Source organism: Neomicrococcus lactis (genome assembly GCF_014200305.1).
Lineage (GTDB): Bacteria > Actinomycetota > Actinomycetes > Actinomycetales > Micrococcaceae > Neomicrococcus > Neomicrococcus lactis.
Map to the genome: position 1 here is coordinate 149785 of NZ_JACHBL010000001.1, position 12845 is coordinate 162629.

The window sequence follows — 12845 nt, forward strand, 5'->3', positions numbered from 1 at the left end:
GAACACATGGCATTCGGCCAACCCAAGATTGAGTACAAGACCAACGCGGATATCTTGCGCATGCGCAAGGCGGGTCTTGTTCTTTCGGAGGCACTTGACGAGACGGTGGCTGCTGCCGCTGTAGGCGTCACCACGAAAGAACTGGACAACGTGTTCGCCGGCGTCTTGGCTCGCCACAACGCCAAGAGCAACTTCTTGGGCTACTTCGACTTCCCGGCGACCATCTGTGCGTCGGTGAACGAAGAAGTGGTCCACGGCATCCCGGGCAACCGAGTGCTCAAGGACGGCGACGTTCTCAAGATTGATGGCGGCGCGATCGTTGAGGGTTGGCACGCCGACTCCGCACGCACTGTCCTGGTTGGTTCCACGATTGATCCGGAAGACCAGCGTCTGTCCGACGTCACCGAAGGAGCTATGTGGGCGGGGATTGCCGCTTTGGCTTCCGCTCGCTACGTGGGAGACATCGGAAATGCCATCGATGACTACGTGACTGCAGCTGAAGGGGCGCCACTGGGCATCCTGGAAGACTACGTAGGTCACGGCATCGGCTCGGCGATGCATCAGGCGCCAGATGTCTTGAACTACCGTTCGGGACACCGTGGACCACGCGTGAAGCCGGGCTTGTGCATCGCCATCGAGCCAATGCTTGTTCGTGGAAAGATCGAAACCACCACGCTGGCCGACGAATGGACCGTTGTCACAAATGACAAGTCACGTGCGTCGCAGTGGGAGCACACCGTGGCCGTTCATATGGGTGGCATTTGGGTGCTGACTGCTCCCGATGGGGGAGCGGCACGTCTTGCCGAATTCGGCGTGACTCCTTCTCCACTCGACTAAGTACCTCTATACAGCAAACCGGCCGGCGTATATCATGCGCTGGCCGGTTTGCTTATGTAAGGGACTAGTGAGTAAACTAGATCTTCGGCTGTCTCTATCTGTGTGCCTAATTTCTGATCATGTGAATGCATCAGCGCCCTAGCCCAGATTCTGAAGCCGATTCTATTCAACGCAATTTACCCGCTGGGTAAGTTGTGCCCAAAGTTAGCGGAGGATATGGCCAAAAAAGAAGGTGTGATTGAAGTAGAGGGTACCGTCACTGAGGCGTTGCCCAATGCGATGTTCCGCGTGAAGTTGCAAAACGAGCACGTAGTACTCGCGACTATTTCGGGAAAGATGCGTCAGCACTACATCCGTATCCTCCCCGAGGATCGCGTTGTGGTTGAGCTCAGCCCCTACGATCTCAACCGCGGCCGCATCGTTTACCGCTACAAGTAAAAACCGCAACCGCAAAGGACAAATACCGTGAAGGTAAATCCGAGCGTGAAGCCGATCTGCGATAAGTGCAAAGTGATCCGCCGTAATGGCCGGGTCATGGTGATCTGCGAGAACCCACGCCACAAGCAGCGCCAGGGCTAAATTCCTGATTCAAGGGATGGTCTCCCGATTTCGGGAGATCTGGCCTGCGCGTAGTACCACAACATAAAGGCAATCCAACTTCCCGCAAGGGAAGTGCACCCCCGGCACGGAGGCCGGGGACTCACCATCACAGTGAGGCCGGATTGTTGAAGACCTCCGCGAATAAAGAAAGAGTGAACCAGTATGGCTCGTCTCGCTGGCGTAGACATCCCGCGCGAAAAGCGCGTGATCATTGCGCTCACCTACATCTACGGCGTGGGCAAGACCCGTGCAGAACAAACGATCGCAGAGACCGGGATTGACCCGAACACCCGCGTCAAGGATCTCTCTGACGCTGAGCTCGTTCAGCTCCGCGATTACATCGAAGGCAATTTCAAGGTTGAAGGCGATCTTCGCCGCGAAGTCGCGGCCGATATCCGCCGCAAGGTTGAGATCGGATCCTACGAGGGCATTCGCCACCGTAAGGGCCTGCCGGTCCGCGGTCAGCGTACCAAGACCAACGCGCGTACCCGTAAGGGACCAAAGCGCACCGTTGCCGGTAAGAAGAAGACCCGCTAGAAATAGCGAAACTTAAGCCAAAGATTTCGTAGGAGAAGAAATGCCCCCAAAGACTCGTGGCGCGGTTCGCAAGCCGCGTCGTAAGGATAAAAAGAACGTTGCCGTGGGCCAGGCCCACATCAAGAGCACGTTCAACAACACCATCGTTTCCATCACCGACCCAACGGGCGCGGTAATCTCGTGGGCTTCCGCCGGCGAAGTTGGATTCAAGGGCTCCCGTAAGTCCACCCCATACGCTGCTCAGATGGCTGCCGAGTCCGCTGCAAAGCGCGCTCAGGAGCACGGCATGCGCAAGGTTGACGTATTCGTCAAGGGCCCAGGTTCGGGACGCGAAACCGCGATCCGTTCCTTGCAGGCCGCTGGCCTCGAGGTTGGATCCATTTCGGATGTTTCCCCGAGCGCACACAACGGCTGCCGCCCATCCAAGCGTCGCCGCGTCTAATTAGCTGAATTCTCGAGCCGCAGGCTCACTTTGCTGAATATTCTTGAATTGACTAGGTCAATCAGGAAAGCTAGGCAAGTGACCTGCGGCGCTCGAGAACCAGCCTCGAAGAGACGCAGGCCGCACGGCAGACGTCATTTCCAACCGAATGTGATGCGTCATATAGCGGATGCTCGCGAAAGGAAATAAAAGTGCTTATTGCACAGCGCCCAACCCTTACTGAAGAAAAGATCTCCGAGACTCGCTCTCGGTTCACGATCGAACCGCTTGAGCCCGGCTTCGGCTACACCATTGGCAACTCCCTGCGCCGTACCTTGTTGTCTTCCATCCCGGGTGCCGCTGTAACCAGCGTGCGCATCGACGGTGTGTTGCACGAGTTCACCACGGTTCCGGGTGTCAAGGAAGATGTCACCGAGCTGATCTTGAACATCAAGAATCTTGCTGTCTCTTCGGAGCATGACGAGCCTGTTGTTGCGTACTTGCGCAAGCAGACCTCGGGCGAGGTTACGGCTGCGGATATCACGCCGCCGGCTGGTGTTGAGTTCCACAACACGGACCTGCACATTGCCACGCTTAATGGCAACGGCAAGTTCGACATGGAACTGACGATCGAACGTGGCCGTGGCTACGTTTCGGCTGCACAGAACAAGAGCGCTGACGCCGAGATCGGCCGTATTCCGGTTGACTCGATTTACTCGCCAGTGCTCAAGGTGACGTTCAACGTTGAAGCTACTCGTGTAGAGCAGCGCACTGACTTTGACAAGTTGGTGCTCGATGTTGAGACGAAGGAATCCATGTCTCCTCGTGACGCCGTGGCTTCCGCAGGTTCCACCTTGGTGGAATTGTTCGGTCTTGCACACGAACTCAACACTGAAGCCGAAGGCATTGACTTGGGCCCCAGCACGTCTGAGGGTGGCGACGCCATCAAGTACAACATGCCGATCGAAGAGCTTGAGCTCACGGTTCGTTCTTACAACTGCCTGAAGCGTGAAGGAATTCACACTGTAGGCGAGCTGGTTGCACGCTCCGAAGCCGACCTGATGGATATCCGCAATTTTGGTGCGAAGTCCATTGACGAGGTCAAGGCGAAGCTCGTAGACCTGGGAATGTCCCTCAAGGATTCCCCTCCAGGTTTCGATCTCGCTGCTCGTGCCGCTATGGACGACGAAGACTACGACGACGAATTCTAAGAGCTCGCTCTTAAACGTCGAAAACATCAAATTGTGCCCAGGACCCTAAAGGGTTTCAGGGCTCCCCATTAGGAGAACTTCAATGCCTACCCCTACTAAGGGCCCACGCCTCGGCGGTTCACCGGCCCACGAGCGATTGATGCTCGCAAACTTGTCTGCTCAGTTGTTTGAGCACAAGTCCATCACCACCACCGTGACCAAGGCCAAGCGTCTTCGTCCGTTCGCAGAGCGTCTCATCACGTTCGCGAAGCAGGGCGACCTCGCAGCACGCCGTCAGGTGCAGTCCGTGATTGCTCCTCGCAGCCGCACCAACAAGGGCATCGTTTACGAATTGTTCGAAAACATTGCTCCTGTTATGGCTAACCGCGAAGGTGGATACACCCGTATCACGAAGATCGGTAACCGTAAGGGCGACAACGCTCCTATGGCTGTTATCGAGCTCGTGATGGAGCCACTTTCCCCAAAGCAGGCTGTCGTCAAGGAAGCTGAAAAGGCTGCCGAGACGTCCGGTCCAGTTGAGGCTGAGGTTGAAGAGACCCAGGCTCCAGCTGAAGAGGTCACCGAAGCTACCGCAGAAGAGACCACCGAAGCTCCGGCTGAAGAGGTTGTTGCTGAGGAAGCTGCAGACGACAAGGCCGAAGAAGCCAAGTAGTCTTCATCACTTCGCATTTCAGGAAGCCCGTCACCCGCAAGGGGGCGGGCTTCCTGCGTTAAGATGACTGGGTGATGGATGAGGGTTGGGTCGCCGTAGACGCGACCGCGAGTGCCCCGGCTCTAGTTCGGATGATGATTCGCTTAGCGTACGACGGCGCAGCTTTCGCCGGGTGGGCTCGGCAGCCGGGTCTGACAACAGTTCAGGGACGAGTCGAAGACGCACTTGCGTTGATTGTGCGGCGCGATGTCCGCACCGTGGTGGCAGGGCGTACTGATGCCGGCGTTCATGCTCGTGGCCAAGTCGTCCATTGCGATCTCACCGAGGCCGAATACGCCGCCCTGAACCGTGGCAAGACCCTGTCCGCGGAAGAGGCACTGAAGCGACGCCTCAACGGAATTTTGAAGCGTACCGGGGCAGGCGCCGTCGTCATCCATGAAACTCAACGCGCTCCGCAAGGATTTGACGCACGCTTCTCCGCATTGTGGCGGCGCTATAGCTACCGAACTTCTGACGCGAGCATCACCGTGGATCCGCTGGTACGTAACTCCACGCTGTACGTGGACGCCACCCTGGATGTGGACCTGATGAACCGCGAAGCACAGAGCGTTCTAGGTCATCACGACTTTCTGAGCTTCTGCAAGCCCCGAGAGGGCGCCACCACGCTTCGCACGCTGCAGGACTTCCGGTTCGAGCGCGACTCCTTCGGATACATCACCGCGCACCTTCAAGCGGATGCTTTCTGTCACAGCATGGTGCGCTCGCTGATCGGCGCTTCGCTATTGGTAGGGGAGGGGCGTGAAGAGGCCGGTTGGCTCCGTCATCGCCTTGAGCTCCAAGTCAGGGACTCGCGCTCGCTTTTGGCGCCCCCGCATCCGCTCGTGCTTGAGGAAGTGAAGTACCCCGAGGAGTCGCAGCTTGAGGCTCGAGCCAATATGACCCGTGCGCGGCGTCGTCCGGCTGAAAGCTCGCAAGCATAACCCACGTTTGGCGCGGCTGGTAGTCCTTTGGTAAGATTGATAGCTGTTGTGCTTGTCCTATGCCTAACACAACTTACTTCGCGTGACGACTCAGTTGCAGAGTCCTGGTCTACGAAGTCTGAGGCAGCTTTTAGGACGACCGGTTCGCTTAATCCTCACACGGGCAAACTGGTCAGTGCGCAGACACCACAGTGCATTTGAATTGCGAGTCTCACGTCGCAAAACGAAATAGCGCTTGACCAGATACTAAGAAATGAAGGCAATTACCGTGCGTACGTACACACCGAAGCCAGGCGATGCCAATCGTCAGTGGCACGTCATTGACGCCACCGACGTTGTGCTCGGCCGCCTCGCCAGCCAGACCGCAACCTTGCTGCGCGGAAAGCACAAGCCAACCTTTGCTCCACACGCTGACATGGGTGACTTCGTCATCATCATCAACGCTGAGAAGGTTGCATTGACCGGCGCAAAGCTCGAGCAGAAGCGCGCCTACCGTCACTCGGGTTACCCGGGTGGCCTCAAGTCCGTTAACTACGCGGAGCTCTTGGAAAAGAACCCTGTGCTTGCAGTCCAGAAGGCTGTCAAGGGCATGCTTCCTAAGAACTCCCTCGCTGCAGATCAGCTCACGAAGCTGAAGGTGTACCGCGGTGCAGAGCACCCACACGCCGCGCAGCAGCCAAAGTCGTTCGAAATCACCCAGGTCTCTCAGTAGTCCTGGGCCACCAGAAAACCATTTTCTAAGGAGAAACAGTGGCTCAGAATACTGAAGAGCTAAATGAATTTGAGGATGCCCCGGCGTCCTACACCTCCGAGTCGGTTGCAGCAGACGAGACCGCAAAGGCAGAGCGCCCAGCTTTGACCGTTGCCGGTGGCGCTGTTGGACGCCGCAAGGAAGCCGTTGCCCGCGTTCGCGTGGTTCCAGGCTCCGGATCGTGGACCATCAACGGTCGCGAACTCGCCAACTACTTCCCAAACAAGTTGCACCAGCAGGAAGTTAACGAGCCATTCAAGCTTCTTGAGCTTGAAGGCGCTTACGACGTGATTGCTCGCATTCACGGCGGTGGAGCTTCCGGCCAGGCTGGCGCTCTTCGTTTGGGTATCGCTCGCGCGCTCAACGAGATCGACCGCGACAACAACCGCCCAGCTTTGAAAAAGGCTGGCTTCTTGACTCGTGACGCTCGCGTTATCGAACGCAAGAAGGCTGGTCTCAAGAAGGCCCGCAAGGCACCTCAGTACTCCAAGCGTTAATATTCGCTTACGACGCCGCAGCTGGCGTCTCAGTCTCAAAAGAACCTCACCTTCGGGTGGGGTTCTTTTGTTTTAAGGTTCCGTACTTTGGGGGTTCTTCTCGCCATTAGAATTCAAGCAGCACAACCATAAACCAAGGGGTAGCTCATGAGCGCAGAGAATCTTAATGGCCAACAGCCTTCCTCCACGTCCGCCGTTCCGCCTGTAAGTAGCGAGGAAGAACCGCGCATTTCAGTCACCGTGGACTATGCGAGCGAACTTGATGAGCTGCGGGAACTGAACAAGAAGTCGAATAACAAAGCTGTTCCCCGTATCAACCCGGATGCATGGCGTCACAACTACCCCTATGACACTAAGCTTTCGCGCCGTGCTTATGAGCGCGAGAAGCGCCGACTGCAGATTGAGCTCCTGAAACTGCAGTTGTGGGTCAAGGACACTGGCCAGAAGGTTCTCATCATCTTTGAAGGTCGCGATGCGGCCGGCAAGGGTGGCGCGATCAAGCGTTTCAACGAACATCTGAATCCCCGTGGTGCGCGCATCGTGGCCTTGGAAAAGCCCACGGATGAGGAACGGTCGCAGTGGTATTTCCAGCGCTATATTGCGCACTTGCCCTCAGGCGGCGAGATCGTGATGATGGACCGCTCTTGGTACAACCGTGCTGGTGTGGAGAGGGTGATGGGCTACTGCACGCCGCAACAGTATTTGGAGTTCATGCGCGAGGCGCCGTCGCTCGAGCGGATGCTCGTGAACTCTGGCATTCACTTGGTGAAGTTCTGGTTCTCTGTAGGCCGCGAAGAGCAGCTGTCACGCTTCGCCAACCGTGAGACTGATCCGGTACGCCAGTGGAAGCTCTCACCGACTGACTTGGCGTCCCTCGACAAATGGGATGAGTACACCGAGGCCAAGGAGGCGATGTTTTTCTATACGGACACCGCCGATGCACCGTGGACTGTGGTGAAATCCAATGACAAGAAGCGTGCGCGTCTCGAAGCTATGCGTCATGTCCTGAATACCTTGGACTACCCCAACAAGAATCCGCGAGTGGTGCGTGCTCCGGATCCGCTGATCGTGGGCCGGGCGTCGAGCGTTCTGGACGAGGGCGAAACTGATTCGGCAATCTTCCCTGTGGTCAACCCAACCTCACCCGAAAATTCGGACCATGGGCATAAGATTGGTTAGCGATGACTAGGTTATTTGGCACGGACGGCGTCCGTGGAAAAGCGAACGAATTGATCACTCCTGAATTGGCGATGCAGTTGGCACAAGCCGCCGCTGTGGTTTTGGGATCCAATGAGAGCGAGCCGGACCGCAAACCCGTTGCCGTCGTGGCTAAAGATCCACGCATCTCTGGTGGTTTCATCTCTGCTGCCATTGAGGCAGGTCTCGCCGCTAGTGGCGTGGAAGTCAATGATGCAGGTACGTTGCCTACTCCCGCTGCCGCGTACCTTGTGGCAGATCTCGGTGCCGACTTCGGCGTCATGATTTCGGCGTCTCACAACCCTGCGCCAGATAACGGCATCAAGTTCCTGGCCAAGGGTGGTGAAAAGCTCACCGACGCCCAGGAGGACGCCATCGAAGCTCAAATGAAGCAGGCCCCACCGCGACCCGTTGGCGCCGATGTGGGCACCGTAGCTCGTTTTGCAGACGCCGAGGATCGCTACGTAGTGCACTTGCTCCAATCCATGCCGAATCGTTTGGACGGCCTCAAGGTTGTTTTGGACTGCGCTCATGGTGCGGCCTCCGGATGCTCTCCAGAAGCCTTCAAAGCTGCGGGTGCAGACGTCATGGTGATCGGTGCAGATCCAGACGGCATCAACATCAACGAGGGCTACGGTTCTACTCATTTGGAGAAGCTCCAGGAAGCTGTCTTGGCTTTCGGCGCGGACTTGGGCATTGCGCACGATGGCGATGCCGATCGCTGCCTCGCCGTGGATCACGAAGGAACTGTGATCAACGGCGACCAGATCATGGCCGTCTTGGCGATCACCAGCAAGGAAGCCGGCAAGCTCAAGGATGACACGCTCGTAGCCACAGTCATGAGCAACTTGGGCCTCAAGCTCGCTATGAAAGAACACGGCATCAACGTTGTTGAGACCGGCGTGGGCGACCGCTACGTCCTGGAAGCCATGCGCTCCGGCGGCTACAACTTCGGTGGGGAACAATCCGGTCACGTCATCATGTCCGATCACGCGACTACGGGTGACGGCGTTCTCACGGGCCTTCACTTGGCGGCTCGCGTTGCTGCTTCGGGCAAGACCTTGAAGGAACTTGCTGCAGTGGTGAACGTGTTGCCTCAGGTGCTGATCAACGTCAAGGGCGTCGACAAAGCACAGGTCAAGGTCAATGAGGGCGTCAATCGCGCCATCGCCGAAGCAGAACAGGAATTGGGGGAGAGCGGCCGAGTGCTGTTGCGTCCGTCCGGTACCGAACCAGTTGTTCGCGTCATGGTGGAAGCTGCTACCGAAGAGCACGCCCAAGAGGTCTGCCGAAAACTAGCCGCTGTCGTCGGCGAAGAGCTCGCACTCGAAAGCTAAGCTTTTCGGCACAAAGCGAGCCATCGAATAAGGCTAAAGCGGGCGTTCTCCTGAACCGGAGGATGCCCGCTCGGCGTATGCGGGCGTCGTCGTACGGGCTAGAAATAGCGAGGTACTGCAGCGCGTACGAAAGAAGCCCCCAACCAAAAGGTCCGGGGCTTCTTTATTGATGAACTAATTAGTTGGCGCGGCCCTTGAGAGCGTCGCGGATTTCGGTGAGGAGAACAGTGTTTGGATCTGCTGCATCATCTTCCGTGATGCCCAAGCGGGCGTTACGGCGTTCGATAGCCTTGTTCATTGGCAAAACGATCACGAAGTAGATCGCAAGTGCAACGAGCAAGAAGTTGACGAGAGCCGTCAAGAAGGCACCGATCTGAACCTGGCCGAAGACCAAGAACTGATCGAAGTTAGGCGAGCCGACCAACATGCTGATAAGCGGCATGATGATCTTGTCCACAAGAGCGGTTACGACAGCGCCGAAAGCGCCGCCCATTACAACGGCAACCGCCAAATCTACGACGTTGCCTTTCATGATGAAGTCTTTAAATCCCTGAAGCATGACTCAAATGTAACAGAAAGGTCACAGGAGTGGAAACGCTTACACTGCATGCTAGTTGAGGAATTGGTCACACTAAAACGTGCGGATTTCTGCGCTGACTAAGTAATTTGGCAAGCGAAAGTGCCGCGGAGAAACGTCAGATTTTTCGTAAAAGCATTCTGTGAACGGCGTGTCGCGAATTCTTTGTCAGCACCAAAGTGGCACGCCCGCGAGTGGGGAGCACGTTTTCCTTGAGATTTGGCTCGTTGATGCGCTTCCAAATTCCGGAGGCCGTCTCAAACGCCTCTTGATCAGAGAGCGTGGAATAGCGGTGGAAGTAGGACGCTGGATCCGCGAAGGCGCCTTGGCGTAGCTTCATGAAGCGCTGGATGTACCAGTTCTCGATGTCCTGCGTGCGCGCATCCACGTAGATGGAGAAGTCGAAAAAGTCGGACAGGCCCAGGCCGCTGGTGCCGTCATCGCGAATACGGGCGGGCGCCAACACGTTGAGGCCTTCAACGATGAGGACATCAGGGCGGCGCACCAGGATTTGTTTGTCCGGAACGATGTTGTAGGAGAGGTGAGAGTACCAAGGAGCGGTAACTTCTTCAGCGCCGGACTTCACATCCGCAACGAATTTAAGCAAGCGGCGTCGATCGTAGGACTCGGGGAAGCCCTTGCGGTGCATGATGCCGCGTTCTTCAAGAACTGCGTTCGGGTAAAGGAATCCGTCCGTAGTGATGAGCTCGACGTTCGGGGTGCCCGGCCAGCGGCGCAAGAGTTCGCGCAACACGCGGGAGGTGGTGGACTTGCCAACGGCCACGGAGCCGGCGACACCAATGACATAAGGGGTGCGGCGAGTGGATTCACCCAAGAAGGTGTTGGTGGCTCGATGAAGATGACCCGCTGCGGCGACATACAGGTTCAGCAAGCGAGAGAGCGGCAAATAGACTTCGCGAATTTCTTCGAGGCTGAGGTCTTCGCCGAGACCGGAGAGGCGGTGGACGTCATCGTCATCGAGGGGCTGCTCAATCTGATCGGAAAGACGCGCCCATGTTTCACGGTCAAGTTCCACGAACGGTGACAACGAACCGCCGTTAGTGCCGTTGGGGGCGCGGCGGGTCTGAACGCTCGGGAATTCACTCATTCCGGCAATTCTGCCGATTTTTCGGGGTTCGTGCCACTTGAGACATGCCCGGGCATGTGGACGCAACCCTGAATCGCGACCTGTCTAGGACACAAAGCGCATGAGAAATGTGAGCAAACACGCGTTCGCTTGAAGCAAGTAGCGCCACGGATGTTGCGCTGGGCAGGTAATCTAGAGCGCATGTGCGGAATTGTTGGATATGTAGGCCTGCCCTCTGTGGGGGAGCACCAAGCTCTCGATGTTGTCATGGAAGGCTTGCGCCGTTTGGAATATCGCGGATATGACTCCGCCGGTGTAGCGATCGTCGCCGATGGTGACATTGAGATGCGCAAGAAGGCTGGCAAGCTTGCCAACCTCGCCGGCGAAATCGAGCATCACCCGCTCAAGGATTCGTTGACTGGCATTGGTCACACGCGTTGGGCAACCCACGGTGGACCAACGGACGCCAACGCTCACCCGCACCTCGCCGATGGTGACAAGCTTGCTGTGATTCACAACGGCATCATTGAAAACTTTGCGGAAATCAAGAAGTCCCTCCTTGAAAAGGGTCATACCTTCAAGTCTGAGACGGACACCGAGGTTGCTGCAGTGCTCCTCGGCGACATCTACAACGGCGCCGGCAACAAGGACCTCACCAAGTCCATGCAGCTCGCATCTCAGCAGCTCGAGGGTGCTTTCACCCTCTTGGCCATCCACGCTGACCAGCCAGGCGTAGTAGTAGCAGCCCGCCGTAACTCGCCACTCGTGGTGGGCCTTGGCGAAGGCGAAAACTTCCTGGGCTCAGACGTCTCTGGCTTCATCGACTTCACGCGCCGCGCCGTGGAACTCGGTCAGGACCAGATCGTCACGATCACCCCGGAAACCCACACCATTACCGACTTCTTCGGAAACCCTGCCTCCGGCAAGGAATTCACCGTGGACTGGGACGCCGCAGCCGCCGAAAAGGATGGCTACGAGTCCTTCATGGAGAAGGAAATCAACGAGCAGCCACACGCAGTGGCTGACACCTTGTTGGGCCGCTCCGACGCCAATGGCAAGCTCACCCTTGATGAGTTGCGTATTGATCCGGAAGAGCTCGCCAAGATCACCAAGATCATTGTGTTGGCCTGTGGCACGTCCGCTTACGCTGGCCAGGTTGCTAAGTACGCGATCGAACACTGGTGCCGTATCCCGGTTGAGGTCGAACTCTCTCACGAGTTCCGTTACCGCGATCCGATCGTGGACCCATCCACGCTGATCGTGAGCATCTCGCAGTCCGGCGAAACCATGGACACGTTGATGGCTGTGCGTTACGCCAAGGAGCAGGGCGCAAAGACCCTGTCCATCTGCAACACCAACGGTTCTACGATTCCTCGCGAATCTGACGCCGTGCTCTACACGCACGCCGGACCGGAAATCGCAGTGGCTTCCACCAAGGCATTCTTGGCACAGATCACCGCAACCTACTTGCTGGGTCTCTACCTTGCACAGATCCGCGGTAACTTGTTCTCCGGTGAGATCAAGGACATCCTCGCGGACCTCGGCGACATCCCGGCGAAGATCCAGGACGTCTTGGACCGTTCGGAGCAGATCAAGGAATTGGCCCGCTCCATGTCCGACGCTGAATCGGTGCTCTTCTTGGGCCGTCACGTTGGTTTCCCAGTGGCCATGGAAGGTGCGCTCAAGCTCAAGGAGCTCGCATACATCCACGCGGAAGGCTTCGCCGCTGGCGAGCTCAAGCACGGTCCTATCGCCTTGATTGACGAAGGTAAGCCAGTGTTCGTGGTTGTTCCTTCGCCACGCGGACGTCACTCGATGCACTCCAAGGTGGTTTCCAACATTCAGGAAGTTCGCGCCCGTGGTGCGAAGACCCTGGTGATCGCCGAAGAAAACGATGAGGCCGTCAAGCAGTTTGCTGAGTGGGTGTTCTACGTTCCTGAAACGAAGACCCTCTTGATGCCACTGTTGGCAACGGTTCCTCTTCAGATCTTCGCGTGCGAACTCGCACGCCAGAAGGGCTACGACGTCGACCAGCCACGTAACTTGGCTAAGTCTGTCACCGTCGAGTAATTCAATAGTTCAACGTAAGAAGGCGGTCCACTTTTGTGGTGGACCGCCTTCTTCGTGCATTGTTCACTAGACTGTTTACAATTCGAAGTGT

15 protein-coding genes are annotated in these 12845 nt (G+C 57.0%); 13 read left to right on the forward strand and 2 right to left on the reverse strand.

What is annotated here, in order from left to right:
- The first annotated feature begins 6 nt into the window (after positions 1 to 6).
- The 12 genes from map (at position 7) to glmM (ending at position 9020) form a co-directional block, all read left to right on the forward strand.
- On the forward strand, positions 7 to 837 hold the full coding sequence (gene map, locus BKA12_RS00785; protein WP_183639922.1) for a type I methionyl aminopeptidase: 831 nt from the start codon (positions 7 to 9) through the stop codon (positions 835 to 837).
- Positions 838 to 1053: 216 nt separating this feature from the next.
- Complete coding sequence (gene infA, locus BKA12_RS00790; RefSeq protein ID WP_071894984.1) at positions 1054 to 1275, forward strand: translation initiation factor IF-1; 222 nt, start codon at positions 1054 to 1056, stop codon at positions 1273 to 1275.
- 27 nt (positions 1276 to 1302) lie between these two features.
- Complete coding sequence (gene rpmJ, locus BKA12_RS00795; protein ID WP_071894985.1) at positions 1303 to 1416, forward strand: 50S ribosomal protein L36; 114 nt, start codon at positions 1303 to 1305, stop codon at positions 1414 to 1416.
- A gap of 183 nt (positions 1417 to 1599) precedes the next feature.
- Positions 1600 to 1974, forward strand: coding sequence for a 30S ribosomal protein S13 (rpsM, locus tag BKA12_RS00800; RefSeq protein ID WP_183639924.1), 375 nt, complete (start codon positions 1600 to 1602; stop codon positions 1972 to 1974).
- 40 nt (positions 1975 to 2014) lie between these two features.
- Positions 2015 to 2416 carry a 30S ribosomal protein S11 gene (gene rpsK, locus BKA12_RS00805; protein ID WP_183639926.1) on the forward strand — a complete coding sequence of 134 codons (402 nt, stop codon included), beginning with the start codon at positions 2015 to 2017 and terminating at the stop codon, positions 2414 to 2416.
- Positions 2417 to 2607: 191 nt separating this feature from the next.
- The gene (locus tag BKA12_RS00810) at positions 2608 to 3606 is read left to right on the forward strand and encodes a DNA-directed RNA polymerase subunit alpha (RefSeq protein ID WP_183639929.1); all 999 of its coding nucleotides are present in this window, start codon (positions 2608 to 2610) and stop codon (positions 3604 to 3606) included.
- Positions 3607 to 3688: 82 nt separating this feature from the next.
- A complete protein-coding gene (rplQ, locus tag BKA12_RS00815) occupies positions 3689 to 4258 on the forward strand; it encodes a 50S ribosomal protein L17 (RefSeq protein WP_183639931.1) in 570 nt (189 codons plus the stop codon).
- A gap of 74 nt (positions 4259 to 4332) precedes the next feature.
- Positions 4333 to 5238, forward strand: coding sequence for a tRNA pseudouridine(38-40) synthase TruA (gene truA / locus BKA12_RS00820; protein WP_183644329.1), 906 nt, complete (start codon positions 4333 to 4335; stop codon positions 5236 to 5238).
- A gap of 268 nt (positions 5239 to 5506) precedes the next feature.
- Complete coding sequence (gene rplM, locus BKA12_RS00825; RefSeq protein ID WP_183639933.1) at positions 5507 to 5950, forward strand: 50S ribosomal protein L13; 444 nt, start codon at positions 5507 to 5509, stop codon at positions 5948 to 5950.
- 38 nt (positions 5951 to 5988) lie between these two features.
- Positions 5989 to 6486: a 30S ribosomal protein S9 gene (gene rpsI / locus BKA12_RS00830; protein WP_183639935.1), complete on the forward strand. Its 498-nt coding sequence runs from the start codon at positions 5989 to 5991 to the stop codon at positions 6484 to 6486.
- A gap of 147 nt (positions 6487 to 6633) precedes the next feature.
- Positions 6634 to 7665, forward strand: coding sequence for a polyphosphate kinase 2 (ppk2, locus tag BKA12_RS00835; protein WP_183639937.1), 1032 nt, complete (start codon positions 6634 to 6636; stop codon positions 7663 to 7665).
- Positions 7666 to 7667: 2 nt separating this feature from the next.
- The gene (gene glmM / locus BKA12_RS00840; protein WP_183639939.1) at positions 7668 to 9020 is read left to right on the forward strand and encodes a phosphoglucosamine mutase; all 1353 of its coding nucleotides are present in this window, start codon (positions 7668 to 7670) and stop codon (positions 9018 to 9020) included.
- A gap of 178 nt (positions 9021 to 9198) precedes the next feature.
- Here the strand turns inward: glmM and mscL are convergent, their stop codons facing one another.
- Together mscL and coaA are read right to left on the reverse strand one after the other, a co-directional pair.
- Positions 9199 to 9579, reverse strand: coding sequence for a large conductance mechanosensitive channel protein MscL (gene mscL, locus BKA12_RS00845; RefSeq protein WP_183639941.1), 381 nt, complete (start codon positions 9577 to 9579; stop codon positions 9199 to 9201).
- Between the two features lie 136 nt (positions 9580 to 9715).
- Complete coding sequence (coaA, locus tag BKA12_RS00850) at positions 9716 to 10705, reverse strand: type I pantothenate kinase (protein ID WP_183639943.1); 990 nt, start codon at positions 10703 to 10705, stop codon at positions 9716 to 9718.
- Between the two features lie 180 nt (positions 10706 to 10885).
- On the opposite strand from coaA, the gene glmS reads away from it, so the two are divergent.
- Positions 10886 to 12754, forward strand: a complete 1869-nt coding sequence (gene glmS / locus BKA12_RS00855) for a glutamine--fructose-6-phosphate transaminase (isomerizing) (RefSeq protein WP_183644333.1) — start codon at positions 10886 to 10888, stop codon at positions 12752 to 12754.
- The last annotated feature ends 91 nt before the right edge of the window (positions 12755 to 12845 follow it).

What these genes read in the sequence shown, in the direction of transcription:
- truA (WP_183644329.1), top strand. Translation starts at nt 4,333, where the DNA reads ATGGATGAGGGTTGGGTCGCCGTAGACGCGACCGCGAGTGCCCCGGCT.
- glmS (WP_183644333.1), top strand. Translation starts at nt 10,886, where the DNA reads ATGTGCGGAATTGTTGGATATGTAGGCCTGCCCTCTGTGGGGGAGCAC.
- rpsK (WP_183639926.1), top strand. Translation starts at nt 2,015, where the DNA reads ATGCCCCCAAAGACTCGTGGCGCGGTTCGCAAGCCGCGTCGTAAGGAT.
- mscL (WP_183639941.1), bottom strand. Translation starts at nt 9,579, where the DNA reads ATGCTTCAGGGATTTAAAGACTTCATCATGAAAGGCAACGTCGTAGAT.
- infA (WP_071894984.1), top strand. Translation starts at nt 1,054, where the DNA reads ATGGCCAAAAAAGAAGGTGTGATTGAAGTAGAGGGTACCGTCACTGAG.
- coaA (WP_183639943.1), bottom strand. Translation starts at nt 10,705, where the DNA reads ATGAGTGAATTCCCGAGCGTTCAGACCCGCCGCGCCCCCAACGGCACT.
- glmM (WP_183639939.1), top strand. Translation starts at nt 7,668, where the DNA reads ATGACTAGGTTATTTGGCACGGACGGCGTCCGTGGAAAAGCGAACGAA.
- rplQ (WP_183639931.1), top strand. Translation starts at nt 3,689, where the DNA reads ATGCCTACCCCTACTAAGGGCCCACGCCTCGGCGGTTCACCGGCCCAC.
- rpsM (WP_183639924.1), top strand. Translation starts at nt 1,600, where the DNA reads ATGGCTCGTCTCGCTGGCGTAGACATCCCGCGCGAAAAGCGCGTGATC.
- map (WP_183639922.1), top strand. Translation starts at nt 7, where the DNA reads ATGGCATTCGGCCAACCCAAGATTGAGTACAAGACCAACGCGGATATC.
- ppk2 (WP_183639937.1), top strand. Translation starts at nt 6,634, where the DNA reads ATGAGCGCAGAGAATCTTAATGGCCAACAGCCTTCCTCCACGTCCGCC.